Origin of the sequence: Nisaea nitritireducens (assembly GCF_014904795.1) — a bacterium.
Lineage (GTDB): Bacteria > Pseudomonadota > Alphaproteobacteria > Thalassobaculales > Thalassobaculaceae > Nisaea > Nisaea nitritireducens.
This window is the reverse complement of the sequence record NZ_JACZFS010000008.1, coordinates 51,993-67,423: the sequence shown is the minus strand read 5'-3', so window position 1 is coordinate 67,423 and position 15,431 is coordinate 51,993. Positions and strand designations below refer to the sequence as shown.

Genomic DNA, 15,431 nt, shown 5'->3' with positions numbered 1-15,431 from the left:
GCGGTACCGGGAGGTTAGGTGCCGCCATCCGCCGATCCCCACGCCACCCCAAGAAGATCCTTGAGGCGCGCGCCCTCGATCATATCCGCTCCGATGGCATTCCCCAACTCACGATAGGCCTCGAACTGCGCCGGATCGAAGAACTGATCCGCAGTTGACTCATGCGGGAAAGCCGGATGGTCCGCCTTGTATCCCCGCGTCTCCAGACTGAGCCCGTCGATCATGGTCGCTTTCACATAGATCAGAATGCCGGTTTCCTCTCCGGCCCCGTCCTCGATTTCCGGATAGGTGACGGTGCCGATGATATAGCCGTGGTCGGCCCGTTTCGCCTCGACCGGAAAGCCCGTTGGATGCTTCGGGACGAGACTGGAGAGACGATTGCGCCAATGGCCGTAGCCATCGTCGTCCCTTGAAGCCGCCTTGCCGGTCTGCGCCTCATAGGCCTCCTGGCTCCAGAACGGGCGGCCGAAATTGATCTCCACGCCGAAATCCTGACTGACTCTCCGGACCGTATTCTGCACATCGCCGAAGCCGAATGCCGGATCGGCGCCCGCATCGGAAATCAGGATCAGTTTGCAGCGGCGGCGCACGAGTTCATAAATCGCCAGATTCTCGAAATGCCCGCCATCGCTGAGCTGGAACCATTTTCCATGCCGGTCAAACGCCGAGGGGCTCAATTCCACCACCATATTGTCGAAATGGTTTGGCTTTCCGGCAAGCGGCGCCAGTGTGGCATATGCCGCATTCCGCACCGTGTAACCCAGCCGGATGTTCAACAGGTTCATCAGCCAGGAAACCGCCCGTTTCCGCGTCTGGCCTGTTCCGGCCCAACCAGAGTTCGGGTGCGCCGCAGCCCCCGAGATCGTCATCGCGGTCGCAAGCGTCATGTCCCCGCCGGAGAAGTCCCCGGTCGGATGAAACCCGCCCGCGTCCCCACCGCAGTAAATTCGTGACATCACGAAATTATCCCCGCCGCGACGGCGGAAGAGCGCGTCATCCGAGTCCACCAGAATCAGATTTGTATTCACGAGATGGTAATTGGCAAAACTGCCCGGATCGCAGAGATCATCCAGTTGCGCTTCATTCGCTCCGGCTGCGGGCCTGACCTGATTGCCAGCGATCGCCGACTGCATCGGCATGAAAGCCTCCATCAATCGGTCCCGGTAAAAACGATGAACGGATATGTAGTTCGTGTTGACCACATATCCCGTCAGCAGAGCTAGAACGATAAAGCAGGCAAAGACGAAATCGCCCGTCTGCTCGAAATTCCCACCCTCACGGACAACGATGGCAATGCCGCACGTCAATATCAGGCTGCCGACAAGAAGCAGAACGGCAATGGCTGGCAGGAGAATGTCCTGAATAATCGGGTTCTCGGATTTCCGGGCCGCGGCAAGACCGGTTGCTATGCCGGTCAGCATCGTCCCGGCCCCCGCACTGCCAAAACTACCGATTGAGCCGAAAAAGAACGCAGCTGCATAAGGCAACATCCCAACACCGATGAACAGCAAGCCGCATGGGAGAAAATACTTGCCTTTGACCTCGAACCAGCGCCGGCTCCGGTAGGAAAAGCGCACGAAGGCACCTTCACCGCCTGCGGCCGAGGCAAGCGAGAAGGCAATCGACAGCACGGCGAAGACAAGCAGCAGAAAAATTCCGGCCAAAGCCAGGATCTCATGCAGATTGAGGTATCCCGGATTAAGCAACTTCTGGACACCCGGAGGCCCGCTGTCGTTCGTGGTCACGTGCGTGACCATCGAAAGAAGGTCAGTCCATCCATCCACTTTCCAGCCGAGCAACAGGACGAGGAACAGCAGCGTAAAGATTGGAATCCAGACCAGCAGGTTGAGAAATATTCCGCGCACAACGACCGCGAGGCCCGAGAGAATCGAAACATCCTTGTTCGGTGCCAGATATTCGGCGTGCTCCCGGAGATAGCGGAGCATTCCCTCCCAGTGCCTTGGATCGGATCGGTCCTTTGGTTCCGCTGTGCCGTATGGGAAGTCGTGACGGTCCAGCCCAAACCGTTCTCCGCCCTCTTCTCGGAACTTCTCACTCAGCAACCAGGTCAGGGACGAGCCGATATAACCGCCGCCGGATACAGTGGAGAGGTAGTCGAAATGTTTCAGGAGATTTTCGCGCGCCAGAGCCTGCAGCAGGCCGAGCGCAAAAGTTGCGGAACGCACACCACCACCGGAAATAGCGAGCCCCGTCCGGCTGCCTTCCAGGCCTGAAATTAAATTGGCTGCTTCATATTCCGGGGGTGTGGGCTCGCCAGGGCTGTCCGGTTGTCCGTCGTTCCAGAAATCCTGTCCGGAGAATTCCTCCGCCCCCGAGACACCGCCGACCTCTTTGCGCCGCCTGTCGAGGTGATTATTCTCCAGACCGTAGATCTGGCTTTGGCGAAAGTCTTCGCCACGCATCTCGTCCTTTGTGCGCGACAGGATCGGATCGAAGCTTTTCCCTGAACTCATGGCACCCTCCATCAAGCGACGCCATGATGGAGGATAATAAACTCTTATGCAACTTTTGCGGGATTAAAAATACAGCCCACCGCCCGGCACTTATGTTTTCACGACGAGCTTTCCGAAATGCCCGGCGGCCCGCATGGCGTGGAAAGCATCCCGCGCATCCTCGAATGCGAACGTATCGCTGATCACCGGCTTCAAACCATGCTGGGAGATTGCAGCATTCATATCCTCGAACACCCTCCGGGACCCGACATAGATGCCCTGCAGGCGGATCGATTTACGCATGATGTTGACCGGATTGATCTCACCGCCCGTCAGGACGCCGATCAGGCCGATACTGCCCGCAACACGCGTCGCTGCAATTGACCGCTCCAAAGTGCCCGCACCGCCGACCTCGACGGTGTGATCGACACCGCGACCGTCCGTCAGCTCCAGAACCTTCTCCTGCCATTCTGGATGTGTCCGGTAGTTGATCACCTCGTCGGCGCCCATCGCTTTCAGGCGCGCGATCTTCTCGTCGCTGGAGGAGGTACATATGGTTTTAACGCCCATCAGCTTGCAGAACTGCAGAGCGAAGACCGAGACCCCACCGGTACCGAGGAGCAAAACCGTGTCGCCCGCCTTCACGCCGCCGCGATGGACGAGGCTGACCCATGCCGTCAGCGCGGCACAGGGCAGTGTCGACGCCTCCTCGTAGGAGAGATGTTCCGGCATTGCGACCAGACCGCCCTCACCCAGCACGCGATACTCGGTCAGCATGCCGTCGATGGTGCCGCCAAGTGCCTGCCCCATCAGCTCCGGGGTGATGTCGCCATCGACCCAACCCTGAAAGAAGCAGCCGCAGACCTTGTCGCCAGCCTTCCAGCGGGTCACACCCGGGCCGACCTCGACCACATCGCCCGCCCCGTCCGAGTTTGGAATGCGCGGGTAGGGAATGCCCCGGGGCACCGGCGCCTCGACCGTCGAGAGATCCCGGTAGTTGATGGAGGAGGCCCGCACCCGGACCAGAACCTCGCCCGGTCCCGGCTTCGGGTCCGGACGATCGTTCAGGGCAAGAGCGTCAACGCCGCCATCCGAGACAATTTCATAAGCTTTCATGGCAACAACCTCCGCTCGATATCAGAATCAGGATCAGGCGCCGAACCGGCCGCAATCGACCAGCAGGGTCTGACCGGTGACAGCACCGTTGGCGCAGAAGAACAGCATGGTCTCGGCCACATCCTCAGGCTCGACCATCCGCCCCAGCAGGGAATTGGCGACCGATGTGTTCTTCCGCTCTTCGGGCCAGCCATCCGTCCAGGGCGTCCGCACAAGGCCGGGCGCAACCGCATTCACCCGTACTTCGGGAGACATCGCCTTCGCAAGGTTCTTGGTCAGGTTCATCAGCCCCGCCTTCGACGCCGCATAGGCAATAGAGCTGCCAATGCCCCCGAAGGCCGCGATGGAGGCTGTGTTGACGATGCAGCCCCGGCTCTCAGTCAGCGCCGTGCGGGCGGCACGGGCACAACGGAACGGGCCGATCAGATTGGTGTTGATGATGGTGGACCAGAACTCCTCCGTCATCGCGTCCATATCCTCGAACGGGATCGGGTCGAGCGAGACCGGCGTTCCTGCATTGTTGATCAGGATATCGAGGCCGCCGAGCGCCTCGATGGCATCCGCCACCATCCGGTCCGCGTCCTTCGGGTCCGCGACATTGCCCGGAATGGCATGCGCCTTGTTCCCGGCCTGATGAAACGCGGCGACGGTTTCCTTGCCGCGCGGATCGTCGGCCAGATGGTTCACGGCAACTTCCGCACCGCATTCCGCCAGCAGTCGGGCAGTGGCCCGCCCGATGCCGGACGCACCGCCGGTGACCAGCGCCTTCTTGCCGCTGAGATCAGCTTTCAACATGTCTTGTTCCCGTTTTCAGTCGTTGCGCCGGACAAGGCCGAAGGCCGTGCGGGCCTCGCTCGGATCGGCAACCTCGCCACCGATGCTTTCGATGATCTGCACCGCACGCTCGACGAGCTGCGCATTGCTTTTCGCCATCTCGCCCCGGGACATATAGAGATTGTCCTCAAGCCCGACGCGGGTATGACCGCCCAGCATGGTCGCCTGAGCCACCATCGGGAACTCACCCCGGGAAATGCCGAACGCGGACCACATCGCATCTTCCGGTAGCAGGCTCTTCATGAAGGCCATGCCTTCCGGTGTTGCCGGCGCGCCCCAGGGAATACCCAGACAGAGTTGGAACAGGGCTGGCGATTTCAGATGACCTTCCTTGATCAGCTGCTTCGCCAGCAGGACATGACCGCTGTCGAACACTTCCAGCTCCGGCGTCACGCCAAGCTCCTTCGCCCGGTCGGCCATGGCGCGCAGATGCTTTGGCACATTGACCATCGCATGCTCGCCGAAGTTCAGCGTCGCTACATCAAGCGTGCAGATATCCGGCAGCAGGTCCGCGATATGCTGCATCCGGGTTTCCGGCGCCTTCAGGCTGGTACCGGCGGCGAAGTCGATCGGCTCGATATCACCCGGAATGAAGCGGCCACCCGGACCGGTCGTCAGGTTGATGACGATGTCAGAACCTGTCTCGCGAATGCGGCCTACCGTTTCCCGATACAGTTCCAGGTCCATGCTCGCTTTTCCGGTTTCCGGATCGCGGACATGGATATGGACGACGGCAGCACCCGCCTTGCCAGCATCAAGTGCGGCATCGGCGATCTGTTTCGGCGTAACCGGCACGGCCGGGCTTTTGCCTGTGGTATCGGCGCTGCCGGTCACGGCACAGGTAATTACGGTCTTCTGATTCATTTCATTCCCCAGTATCCTGCGCCATCTGGTTGCTCGTTCCGAATTGTGGAAAGATGTTCCACGGCGCTTGTCTCAACGTGCGCCGCATCTTAGGGAAGCCCTGTTTCCGGTGTCCACGCCGGTTCCTGCACAGATTGCCGCCTGCCCGCGCATGAATGCGCTTTTTCAGACCTGATAGAGCCAAAAGCCATGAGAAATCTGCAACTCCCCGGACGTTCCCCCGTTTTTGCCCGCCGGGCAGCCATTGCTACCAGCCATCCGCTGGCCAGCCAGGCAGGCCTCACAATCCTGAAGTCCGGCGGTAACGCAGTCGACGCCGCCATCGCGGCCTGCGCCGTGATGTGTGTGGTCGAACCCGCCATGACCGGCATCGGCGGCGACTGCTTCGCGCTTTACGCTCCGAAAGGCGCCAGCAAGCCGATCGCCATGAACGGCTCGGGCAAGGCCCCGGCCGCCGCAACGCTGGTGAAGCTGAACGAGCTGGGCGTCAAGGACGAGATCCCGCTGCACAGCCCGCACGCGGTGACGGTACCGGGCGCGATTGCCGCTTGGGCAAAGCTGATCGAGGATCATGGCTCGTTGAGCTTCGCCGAAATCCTGCAGCCGGCCATCGAGTTCGCCGAACAGGGTTATGTCGTGCATTCACGCGTCGCCTTTGACTGGGTCAGCGAGGAAGAAGCACTGGCCGCTGACCCGGACTCTGCCAAGGTCATGCTGGTCGACGGCAAGGCGCCAAAGGCCGGCACCGTGCACAAACAGCCGCAGCTGGCTGAGACCCTGAAGAAGATCGCCACCGGTGGCCGCGACGCCTTCTACAAGGGCGAGGTTGCCGAAGACATGGTGGCCAAGCTGAATTCCGTCGGCGGCCTGCACACGATGGATGATTTCGCCGCGGCCGACGCTGAATATGTCGAGCCGATCCGGACCGACTACAAAGGCTACGATATCTATGAGTGCCCGCCGAACGGCCAGGGCATCTGCGCACTGATGATCATGAACATCCTTGCCGGCTTTGACATGAAGTCACTCAGCGAGGCGGACCGGGTACATGTAATCGCCGAAGCCACAAAGATCGGCTACCACCAGCGCAACTGCTATGTCGCCGACCCGAAATTCGCGGACGTACCGGTCGAGTGGATGCTCGGCGAGGAGCACACCGCCCAGATGCGTGCCATGGTCGACATGGACAAGGCCGGTAATTTCGAGGACAGCGACTTCCCGCTGCATCGCGACACGATCTATCTCTCCTGCATCGACGAGCAGGGCAACGCGATCTCCTTCATCAACTCCCTGTTCTCCGGCTTCGGCAGCACCATCATGGCGCCGAAATCCGGTGTCATGCTGCACAGCCGCGGCAACAGCTTCCATCTGAAGGAAGGCCACCCGAACTGCATCGCGCCGCGCAAGCGCCCGATGCACACGATCATCCCGGGTTATGTCTTCAAGAACGGTACTGCCGTGGCCCCGTTCGGCGTCATGGGCGGTCAGTATCAGTCGACCGGCCAAGCCAATTTCATCTCGAACGTGGTGGATCTCGGCCACGACATCCAGGAAGCGATGGACGCCCCGCGCAGCTTCGCCACCGAAGGCATCCTGCAGGTCGAGAGCGAGTTCGCGCCGGAGACCTACACCGCTCTGGAAGCCAAGGGCCACAAGCTCGAAAGGCAAGAGAAGCCGATCGGCGGCAGCCAGTGCGTCTGGCGCGATCCGGAAACCGGTGTGCTTCAGGCGGGCTCCGACCCACGCAAGGACGGCCACGCCACCGGTTACTAAGAGCGCTTAGCGAAGAACAGAAAGCCTAGAAGACCAATGAGCAAGAGCCACAATATCGTCGTCATCGGCCTCGGCATCATGGGCCGGCGCATGATCCAGTACATGATCCCGCATGACCGCTTCACGGTTATCGGGGCCTGGGACCCGAGCGCCGACTCCGTCGCCACGGCCAGAGCCGAATTCCCTGACATGAAGATTTGGGACAGCGCCGAAGCCATGATCGCGGCACCGGAAGCCGATCTCGTCTACATCGCCAGCCCGCCCGCTTTCCACAAACACTATGCCGATCTCGCCATGGATGCCGGCAAACCGGTCTATTGCGAGAAACCGCTCGGCATCAGCGTGCCGGAGAGCGAGGAGATGGTTCGCCGCCTGGCGGAGACCAAGACACCGAACGTGGTGAACTTCTCCCAGGCTTCGCTTGAAGGCGTCGAGATGATCGAAGCCGCGATGAAAGACGGCTCCATGGGAGACATCGTCAGCGCCGAGCTGGTGATGCATTTCGCCCAGTGGCCGCGTGACTGGCAGGCGGACGCCGACTGGCTGCGCTTCCGCGATCAGGGCGGCTACACCCGGGAAGTCACTTCGCACTATCTCTATGTGACGGAGCGCTTCCTCGGCCGGGCCAATCTGCTCTGGAGCAAGCCCACCTATCAGGCCGACCCGAAGCTCTGTGAAACCCATGTCCATGCCATGCTGGATTGCAGCGGCGTTCCGGTGAGCTATGGCGCAGCCGTCGGCGGCGTCGGTCCCGACCGGATCGAGGGCACCTTCTACGGCACGAAGAAAAGCATGCGCCTCAGCGGGTTCTACATTCTGGAGCAGACCAGCGGCGGTCCGTGGGAGCTGGCTATGGAACTGCCGGAAGACCCGCGTTCGGTCTCCGTGCCCCGGCAGATCGACAATGTTGCGCGCTGGATGGACGGCGACAAACACACCATGCCGTCCGCCGCCGATGCACTCTCCGTGCAAAAGCTGGTTGAAGGCATTCTGGCTGACTGAGCCGAACACCAATTTAAAACCGTCATTCCGGCCGGAGAGCCGGGACCTAGGTGAGCGTAAGGTTAAACCCTTCGTTCCCTGGGTCCCGCATCAAGTGCGGGATGACGGTTTTTGTTTATGAGAACAATTTTTTAGGCTGAATAAACCACCCGCCGTTCGCCCGGCTCTAAATGCGTGAGTGACTGCGGCCAACTGCCGTCCCTCCAACGGAACGTCACCGCACCCTCGCTGGGCAGATATTCAGCCGTGTAGAGCGTCCCCAGCCAATCGTCGAAATCCTCCTTGCGAAGATCACCCTCAACGAAAACCGCCCGTGCGGCTTCTACATCGTCCACCAGCGCACAGGCCGTATCTAACCGCCGGGCGGAATCCGGGAACGGCTCCACATCCGCCTGATGATTTGTCACGGCATTCCCTTCGGTAACGAGCGGACCCCGATCCGGCGCAAGCTCAGCCCGGACTGACGTCCCAGACCTGTCCTGCACCAGCACATTATGAGCCCATGCACAGGGCATCCGGCGCAACACGTCCGCCGCCTCTTTCACGTCGGAGGCCACCTGAAGCAAATACCGGATGATCTGGACGATACTGAACCCCGTCCCGTAAACATGCCGTCCGCCGAAGGTCAGAGCGGCGGCAACACCGACATCGTTCACCCCGTCGAGCAGGCCACTGATCCCTTCCGACATGCCGAGTACATGGCGCCCTGACCATTCCGTCCGCAGGATGACCGCCGAAGTCGCATCCGGATGAAAATCGTAATTGCGGAGCATGCTCGGCCGGGGCCGGGTGAAAGCGCGGACTGTACAACCGGCGGGGATCAACGGCGGAGGATCGATCCCCGCAAGGGCGGCGATCATGGCCGGATCGTCTCCGGCGAACCCCGTCATGCAGTCAAACAGGCCAAGCATTTCCGGCATGTGCGCGCCGACACGGCGACGGCATTCCTCCGGGTCAGGAATACGGTCCGCTTTCGCGTACCAGTCCGCTACGAAGGCGCGGCCCTCCTCGACAGATTGCTGGATGAACCCACCAAGCTGCGGCTCGTTTACGGCGCGGAACAGTTTCTCCATCGCCTCAGCCTTTCAGCGGAATGCAGATCAGGGTACGCAGCTCGGCCTCCGCCACCTTGGATGGGTCATTCAAATACCATTCGAGACATGGACGCTCATCGAGGCTCTCCCCGCTTTCCGGAAGCCAGAGACCGAGCAGCCGGTGGAAGCAATCCTCCATGCCCATGTAAGAGCCTTCGAGCAACGTGCAGGCATAACGGCCTGCCGGAAGCGCATCGACGCGGACATTTTCGGGGAAAGACTTGGTGGGTATCTGTGTATCGGGACGGATCGAGGCACAGGCATCATAGCGCAGCTCGGCTTCGGGAACGCTTCCCGGATCGTCGTAAGACAGGCCGAAAACGCCGGTTATGTGCTCATGGAGCCCGTGTTTGCTGAGCCAGTCACTCAGCGCTCCAAAGCTCGCCCCGACCTCGTAATATGGCCCGACATGACGCCAGGCGATGATCGGGTCGGGTTTCACGTCCTTGATTTCAACCTGCATGCCATGCTCCTTTCTGTCCACGATCAGGCGGATACTTCCGGTTTCAGGCCGGTAATGAACACGCGTGTTCAGCGGCCTGTATGGTGGTGGGGCTTTTGCTGTCCGATAGGCGCTCGGAGACATTCCGAAACACTGCCTGAACGCCCGGGCAAAGCCTTCCGGGCTGCCATATCCGGCAGCCAACGCCGTCTCCGTCACGGTTGCGCGCTCAATGCGCAAGGCATGGGCCGCGCGGGACATCCGCACCCGGCGCACCACTTCCTGCACGGTTTCCCCGGTAAGCGCGCGGAATACCCTATGGAAGTGATAGGCAGAGAAAGCGGCTGTATCCGCCAGCTCGCCAAGCTGTAACGGTGTGTCCGCATCCTTTGCGATCCGGTCCAGGACCCGGCCGATGCGTTCGACATAGGAGGTTTCGGTCTTCTTTTTCATGGCACCAAGCATGCCATCGCTTCTGCCTCGCTGCCCGACCGATCTTGCGGTTATGATCCCGAACCGCCCGCACCAGAACGGGCCGCCGCCAAATGAAACACCGGAAACGTCCGCATGCTCACCGTGACAGCCGCCGCGCCGCTCATCCTTGCGACCCTTGCCATCCTTGTCGCCCGTCAGTCCGCCATGCGGGCGGGCGGACTCGGGCTCGCCGTCTCGATCCTGATCGCCGCCACTGTTTCCGCATTCCACCTGCAATCAGATGCCATCGCGCATGCCGTCATCGACGGGCTGCTGACCACGGCGACGGTTGCCTATGTGCTGCTCGGCGGTGTCACCCTTTACTGGGTGCTGCGCGCGGGCGGGGCGCTGGAACGGCTCGGCAAGGCCGCCGCCGATGCGATCCCGAACCCGGCGCAGCGTGTGCTCGTCCTGGTTCTCGGCGTCTCCGTCTTTTTTGAATCCGCGACCGGGTTCGGCGTCGGCATCATCGTCACCGTGCCGTTGCTGATCGCCCTCGGCTACCCCCCGGCCCGCGCCGCCCTGATCGCCTTGCTCGGACAATGCGCCGTGCCGTGGGGCGCGCTTGCCATCGGTACCGTGCTCGGCGCCGATCTTTCAGGCCTTCCGGCCGACGAAACGGCAATGACAGCGGTCTGGCTCAGCCTGCCCTTCATCCTGCTCTGTGCCTTCGCCACGCTCAGCTTTGCCGGGGAAAGCCTCACCGATGTCTCCAACGTCATCTCTGCTCTGGCTTACAGCGCCCTGCTCGCTGCCACACTCTGGGCCTCAAGCGCCTGGATCAGCGTTGAGCTTGGCGGCTGCATCGCCGGTCTAGCTGTGACGATCGCTGGACTGGCGCTGGCCCGCATTCGCGCGAAAGCCCGAACAGATGGGAACGGCCTCCTCGCTGCCGCACTGCCGCTCTTCGTGCTGATGGGCACTCTCAGCCTCACGCGCCTCGCACCCGTGGTCGGCGCAATGACAGCGCCCCTGCTCCGCATCGATGCTCCTGCCTATGAATTCACGCTGTCTCCGATCCACCATCCGGGCTTCTGGATGCTGCTGGCCGCCCTTGTGGGGATCGTCAGCCTGCGCATTCCCGCCGCCGAGGTCCGCCTGCTAGTTCCGCAGGCGCTGAAGCAGTGGGGCATCGCCAGCCTCTCGGTTGCCGGGTTTATCTGTTTCGGGCATGTAATGCTGCATGCGGGGATGACAGACCGTCTGGCGGAAACCGTCGCCGCCGGGGCGGGTGCCGCCTATCTGTTCGCCGTTCCCGCCGTGGGCGGCCTGGGCGGGTTCCTGACGGCCAGCAACGCAGGCTCGAATGCGCTGTTCATGGCCTTCCAGAGCACCGTCGCAAGCCGGTTGGGACTCGATCCCGTCGTGGTCGCCGCCGCGCAGAATGCCGCGGGCTCGAATATCACAATGGCTTCTCCCGGCCGGATCGTGCTGGCTGCGTCTGTCTCAGGGCTGGCGGGGCAAGAGAACAAGCTGATGCGCCCGGCACTCGCCCTCGGGATCATTGGATTGCTGATGATGTTGCCGGTGCTGGCGCTACTATAGATCCGTGCTGAGCAGAGAAAGCGTGCGCTCATCCCGCACACCATCATAGAAAAGATCCAGAGCCTGCCGGAAAAGTGCGCGGTCTTCCTCTGTCTCCGCCGCCGCCTCGAACAGCGTCAGGCAGGAGCGGAACTTCATGTCGTCGGGCGAGCCAAAAATCGCGAATGCTGTTTTGTCACTATGTGGCAGAACGGCCTCGACACTAGCCCGCAACCGAGGCCCAAGCATCGGATCCCTGAGATAGCGCCGGGCCTGATCGAGTTCGGCGATGCCGTAATGGATCGCCCGTTGGGAGCGGCCGAGATCGACATGCTGGGGCAGGATATACCAGATCCAGTGCGAGGTCTTTCGGCCCGCTTTCAGTTCGGCAAGAGCCTGCGCATAGACAGGCCCTTGTGCCTCTACGAACTTTTCCAGATCGGCGTCGGTCATTACGCCAACTCCCTATAGGTCCCCGCAGACCTCCAGCATGATCTTGCCGCTGTGCCCGGCGCTTTCCATGAAGGCGTGGGCGGCGGCCGCCTCGGCCAGCGGAAAGGTCTTGCTCACCACCGGCTTCAGATTGCCCTGCTCGAACATCGGCCAGACATTGATCGCGAGGCTGTCGCGGATCTCCGCCTTGTTCTCCGGTGTCCGGGACCGCAGCGTGGAGCCGGTATAGGTCAGCCGCTTCAGCATCACCGGCATCAGGTCGACCTCGACCTTGGAACCCTTGTTGAAGGCGAGCTGAACGATCCGTCCGTCCGGCCTGGAAGCCTTGATGTTCTTGGCTATATTCTCGCCGCCGATGATATCAAGGATGACATCCGCGCCCTTGTATTCGCCGCGAATGATCTCGACAAAATCCTGCTCGCGGAAATCCACGGTGAGGTCTGCACCGAGCTCACTGCAGACCTTGCAGCGCTCAGCCGGGCTGTCGACAGCGACCACCGTCGCGCCAATCGCCTTGGCCAGCTGGATCGAGGTCGTGCCGAGACCGCCGGCACCGCCATGCACCAGGAAGACTTCACCCCGCGACAGTTTCGCGCCCATGAAGACATTCGACCAGATGGTGAAGTAGGTCTCCGGCACCGAGGCCGCTTCAAGCAGATTGAAACCGTGCGGCAGCGGCAGGCAGTGCCGTGCATCGACCGCGCAATATTCCGCGTAACCGCCACCGTTGGTCAGCGCACAGACCACGTCTCCGACAGACCATTTGCCGACACCGTCACCGACAGCGACGACCTTGCCGGAAATCTCCAGGCCGAGCAGATCGGACGCGCCTTTCGGCGGCGGATAATGCCCGCGCCGCTGCACCAGGTCCGGGCCGTTCACTCCTGCATAGGCGACCTGGATCAGCACCTCCCCCGGCGCCGCTTCCGGCACCGGGCGCTTGCCCGGCACCAGAACCTCCGGTGCGCCGGGCTCGCTGATTTCGACCACATTCATCTCGGCCGGAAGCGTTGCGTCCGTCATCTAAAAATCACTCCGGTTCAATCGACAACGAGGGATTCAGGGCTGCCGGAATCTTCCGGGAAGACAGGATAGAGCCCCTGGGTCCGCCCCAGTTGTTGCACCAGAGCAAGCACGGAGTCGATATGCGGGGTCTGCAAATCGACAAGCCGTCCCATTTCCTGCACCGCCGTCAGCAGTGCGTCGATTTCAAGCTGCCGGCCTTTTTCAAGATCCTGCAGCATCGAGGTCCGGTGTGCACCGACCTTGGCAGCGCCATTGATCCGCCGTTCGACGTCAACGCGGAAATGCACGCCGAGGCGGGCACCGATACGCTGCGCCTCTTCCATCATCGCCCGGGACAAAGCACGGGTGCCGGGATCGGTAGCCACCACATCAAGCGTCGCACGTGTCAGAGCGCTGATCGGGTTGAAGCAGAGATTGCCCCACAGCTTCAGCCAGATTTCGTCCCGGATGTTCGGCATGACCGGCGCCTTGAAACCTGCTTTCTGCAGCGCCTCGCTGAGGCGCGTTGCCCGCTCGGATATGCTGCCATCCGGCTCGCCGAGGGCGAACTTGTTGCCATAGGTGTGCTTGACCACGCCTGGAGCGGCGATCTCGGTCGCCGGATAGACAACGCAACCGATGGCGCGCTGCGGGCCGACCAGATCCCATTGCCGATCATCGGGATCGACGGAGTTCAGACGCAAGTTCTGGTAGGCGCTGTTCACGCCATGGAAATACCACCAGGGCACACCGTTCTGACAGGTCACGACAGCGGTGTCCGGGCCAAGCAGCGGGACCATCTGATCCGCCACTTCCCATGCTTGATGGGTCTTGAGCGCGACGATCACATAATCCTGCGGGCCGAGCTCCGCCGGATTGTCGGTCGCTGTGACTTTTGCAACGCGCTCTTCCTCGCCAATCAGAAGTTTCAGTCCGTTCTCCTTGATCGCCGCCAGATGCGCACCGCGCGCGATCAGGGAAACCTCGACACCTTCCACCTGAGCGAGTTCCGCGCCGAGATAGCCCCCGATCGCACCCGCACCGTAAATACAAACCTTCATGCCCCTACCCTCATTTCTGTCATTCTTATGAAAACGGCGCCGGCTTCAACAAGCCGGCGCCGCCTTCTATTTCGTGTCGGCTGAACCGGCCTAGACGGCGCCTTCCGCCTTGGCCGCGGCCACATCGTCAGCGCTCATACCGAGCACCGCCGTCAGAATTTCATCTGTATGTTCGCCCAGAAGCGGCGAGCGATCCACCTTTGCCGGCGATGCGGAAAGCTTAATCGGATTGCCGACAGTCAGATAGGTGCCACGATGGGGGTGCGGCACTTCGACCACCGTACCGGTCGCGCGCAGCGACTCATCTTCGGCCAACTCCTTCATGCTGAGGATCGGGCCACACGGCACGTTGAGCGCGTTCAGGGTTTCCATGACCTCGAACTTGTTCTTGGTCTTGGTCCATTCCTCGATCATGCCGAAGCACTTGTCGAGCTTCGGCAGGCGCACTTCAGGCGTGGCCCATTCCGGATCCTCGATCAGCTCCTCGCGGCCGATGGTCTTCATCAGCGGCGCCCAGCCCGGAGGCTGGATGATGACATAGATATAATCGTTCGGACCGCCGCCCTTGGTCTGCACGGCCCAGCCCGGCTGGCCGCCACCCGACGCGTTGCCAGCCCGTGGCACGGCCTCACCGAACTCACCATTCGGATATTGCGGATATTCCTTCAGCGGGCCGTGTTCCAGCCGCTGCTGGTCGCGCAATTTCACGCGGCAGAGATTGAGCACGCCGTCCTGCATTGCGCATTCGACCCGCTGGCCCTTGCCGGAATTGGTCCGGTGATAGAGCGCAGTAACGATGCCGAGCGCCAGATGCAGGCCGGTTCCGCTGTCGCCGATCTGGGAGCCTGTAACGGTCGGCGGACCGTCTTCGAAACCGGTCGTGGAGGCGGAGCCGCCGGTGCACTGAGCGACATTCTCGTAGACCTTGCAATCCTCAAAAGCACCCGGACCGAAGCCCTTGATGCTGGCATAGACGATGCGCGGGTTGATCTCCTGAATGCGCTCCCAAGTGAAGCCCATCCGGTCGAGCGCGCCCGGCGCGAAATTCTCGACCATGACATCGCACTCTTCGATGAGGCGGGTCAGGATTTCCTTGCCCTTGTCTGTCTTGGTGTTGAGCGTGACGCTGCGTTTGTTGCTGTTCAGCATGGTGAAATAGAGACTGTCCGCGTCCGGCAGATCGCGCAGCTGGCCGCGGGTAATGTCGCCAACCCCCGGGCGCTCGACCTTGATCACATCGGCACCGAACCACGCCAGCAACTGGGTGCAAGTCGGGCCCGACTGCACATGCGTCATGTCCAGAATGCGGACACCTTTCAACGCTTCGCTCATTGTC

At 61.6% G+C, this 15,431-nt stretch carries 13 protein-coding genes; 3 read left to right on the top strand and 10 right to left on the bottom strand.

Going from position 1 to position 15,431, the window contains the following annotated elements; translation table 11 throughout:
* Positions 1-14: 14 nt before the first annotated feature.
* The 4 genes from IG629_RS01480 to IG629_RS01465 form a co-directional block, all read right to left on the bottom strand.
* Positions 15-2,474, bottom strand: a complete 2,460-nt coding sequence (locus IG629_RS01480) for a patatin-like phospholipase family protein (RefSeq protein ID WP_226886370.1) — start codon at positions 2,472-2,474, stop codon at positions 15-17.
* 90 nt (positions 2,475-2,564) lie between these two features.
* The gene (locus IG629_RS01475) at positions 2,565-3,569 is read right to left on the bottom strand and encodes a zinc-dependent alcohol dehydrogenase family protein (RefSeq protein ID WP_193170219.1); all 1,005 of its coding nucleotides are present in this window, start codon (positions 3,567-3,569) and stop codon (positions 2,565-2,567) included.
* 33 nt (positions 3,570-3,602) lie between these two features.
* A complete protein-coding gene (locus IG629_RS01470) occupies positions 3,603-4,364 on the bottom strand; it encodes an SDR family NAD(P)-dependent oxidoreductase (RefSeq protein ID WP_028464541.1) in 762 nt (253 codons plus the stop codon).
* A 15-nt stretch (positions 4,365-4,379) separates the two neighbouring features.
* Positions 4,380-5,267: a BKACE family enzyme gene (locus IG629_RS01465; RefSeq protein ID WP_193170218.1), complete on the bottom strand. Its 888-nt coding sequence runs from the start codon at positions 5,265-5,267 to the stop codon at positions 4,380-4,382.
* A 189-nt stretch (positions 5,268-5,456) separates the two neighbouring features.
* Here IG629_RS01465 and ggt point away from each other — a divergent pair, with 189 nt between their 5' ends.
* Positions 5,457-7,040, top strand: a complete 1,584-nt coding sequence (gene ggt / locus IG629_RS01460) for a gamma-glutamyltransferase (protein ID WP_193170217.1) — start codon at positions 5,457-5,459, stop codon at positions 7,038-7,040.
* A 36-nt stretch (positions 7,041-7,076) separates the two neighbouring features.
* Positions 7,077-8,042 (top strand): Gfo/Idh/MocA family protein, encoded by a 966-nt coding sequence (locus IG629_RS01455; RefSeq protein ID WP_193170216.1) that lies wholly within the window; start codon positions 7,077-7,079, stop codon positions 8,040-8,042.
* Positions 8,043-8,173: 131 nt separating this feature from the next.
* Here the strand turns inward: IG629_RS01455 and IG629_RS01450 are convergent, their stop codons facing one another.
* Together IG629_RS01450 and IG629_RS01445 are read right to left on the bottom strand one after the other, a co-directional pair.
* Positions 8,174-9,115, bottom strand: a complete 942-nt coding sequence (locus IG629_RS01450; RefSeq protein WP_193170215.1) for a C45 family autoproteolytic acyltransferase/hydolase — start codon at positions 9,113-9,115, stop codon at positions 8,174-8,176.
* 4 nt (positions 9,116-9,119) lie between these two features.
* A complete protein-coding gene (locus tag IG629_RS01445; protein ID WP_193170214.1) occupies positions 9,120-10,031 on the bottom strand; it encodes an AraC family transcriptional regulator in 912 nt (303 codons plus the stop codon).
* Between the two features lie 114 nt (positions 10,032-10,145).
* Between IG629_RS01445 and IG629_RS01440 the strand changes: the two genes are divergently transcribed.
* Positions 10,146-11,597, top strand: a complete 1,452-nt coding sequence (locus IG629_RS01440) for an L-lactate permease (protein WP_193170213.1) — start codon at positions 10,146-10,148, stop codon at positions 11,595-11,597.
* Here IG629_RS01440 and IG629_RS01435 read toward each other — a convergent pair.
* The 4 genes from IG629_RS01435 to frc form a co-directional block, all read right to left on the bottom strand.
* Entirely contained in the window at positions 11,592-12,029 is a 438-nt protein-coding gene (locus tag IG629_RS01435; RefSeq protein ID WP_193170212.1) for a DUF1810 domain-containing protein, read from the bottom strand. The two genes, IG629_RS01440 and IG629_RS01435, sit on opposite strands and share 6 nt — an antisense overlap.
* Before the next feature lie 12 nt (positions 12,030-12,041).
* On the bottom strand, positions 12,042-13,052 hold the full coding sequence (locus IG629_RS01430) for an NAD(P)H-quinone oxidoreductase (protein WP_193170211.1): 1,011 nt from the start codon (positions 13,050-13,052) through the stop codon (positions 12,042-12,044).
* Between the two features lie 17 nt (positions 13,053-13,069).
* Positions 13,070-14,095 carry a 2-dehydropantoate 2-reductase gene (locus IG629_RS01425; protein ID WP_193170210.1) on the bottom strand — a complete coding sequence of 342 codons (1,026 nt, stop codon included), beginning with the start codon at positions 14,093-14,095 and terminating at the stop codon, positions 13,070-13,072.
* 90 nt (positions 14,096-14,185) lie between these two features.
* Positions 14,186-15,427: a formyl-CoA transferase gene (gene frc, locus IG629_RS01420; RefSeq protein ID WP_193170209.1), complete on the bottom strand. Its 1,242-nt coding sequence runs from the start codon at positions 15,425-15,427 to the stop codon at positions 14,186-14,188.
* Positions 15,428-15,431: the final 4 nt, after the last annotated feature.

Bases quoted from the DNA above. Each gene is read 5' to 3' on its own strand.
- IG629_RS01480 (WP_226886370.1), bottom strand. From the start codon at position 2,474: ATGAGTTCAGGGAAAAGCTTCGATCCGATCCTGTCGCGCACAAAGGAC.
- IG629_RS01475 (WP_193170219.1), bottom strand. From the start codon at position 3,569: ATGAAAGCTTATGAAATTGTCTCGGATGGCGGCGTTGACGCTCTTGCC.
- IG629_RS01470 (WP_028464541.1), bottom strand. From the start codon at position 4,364: ATGTTGAAAGCTGATCTCAGCGGCAAGAAGGCGCTGGTCACCGGCGGT.
- IG629_RS01465 (WP_193170218.1), bottom strand. From the start codon at position 5,267: ATGAATCAGAAGACCGTAATTACCTGTGCCGTGACCGGCAGCGCCGAT.
- ggt (WP_193170217.1), top strand. From the start codon at position 5,457: ATGAGAAATCTGCAACTCCCCGGACGTTCCCCCGTTTTTGCCCGCCGG.
- IG629_RS01455 (WP_193170216.1), top strand. From the start codon at position 7,077: ATGAGCAAGAGCCACAATATCGTCGTCATCGGCCTCGGCATCATGGGC.
- IG629_RS01450 (WP_193170215.1), bottom strand. From the start codon at position 9,115: ATGGAGAAACTGTTCCGCGCCGTAAACGAGCCGCAGCTTGGTGGGTTC.
- IG629_RS01445 (WP_193170214.1), bottom strand. From the start codon at position 10,031: ATGAAAAAGAAGACCGAAACCTCCTATGTCGAACGCATCGGCCGGGTC.
- IG629_RS01440 (WP_193170213.1), top strand. From the start codon at position 10,146: ATGCTCACCGTGACAGCCGCCGCGCCGCTCATCCTTGCGACCCTTGCC.
- IG629_RS01435 (WP_193170212.1), bottom strand. From the start codon at position 12,029: ATGACCGACGCCGATCTGGAAAAGTTCGTAGAGGCACAAGGGCCTGTC.
- IG629_RS01430 (WP_193170211.1), bottom strand. From the start codon at position 13,052: ATGACGGACGCAACGCTTCCGGCCGAGATGAATGTGGTCGAAATCAGC.
- IG629_RS01425 (WP_193170210.1), bottom strand. From the start codon at position 14,095: ATGAAGGTTTGTATTTACGGTGCGGGTGCGATCGGGGGCTATCTCGGC.
- frc (WP_193170209.1), bottom strand. From the start codon at position 15,427: ATGAGCGAAGCGTTGAAAGGTGTCCGCATTCTGGACATGACGCATGTG.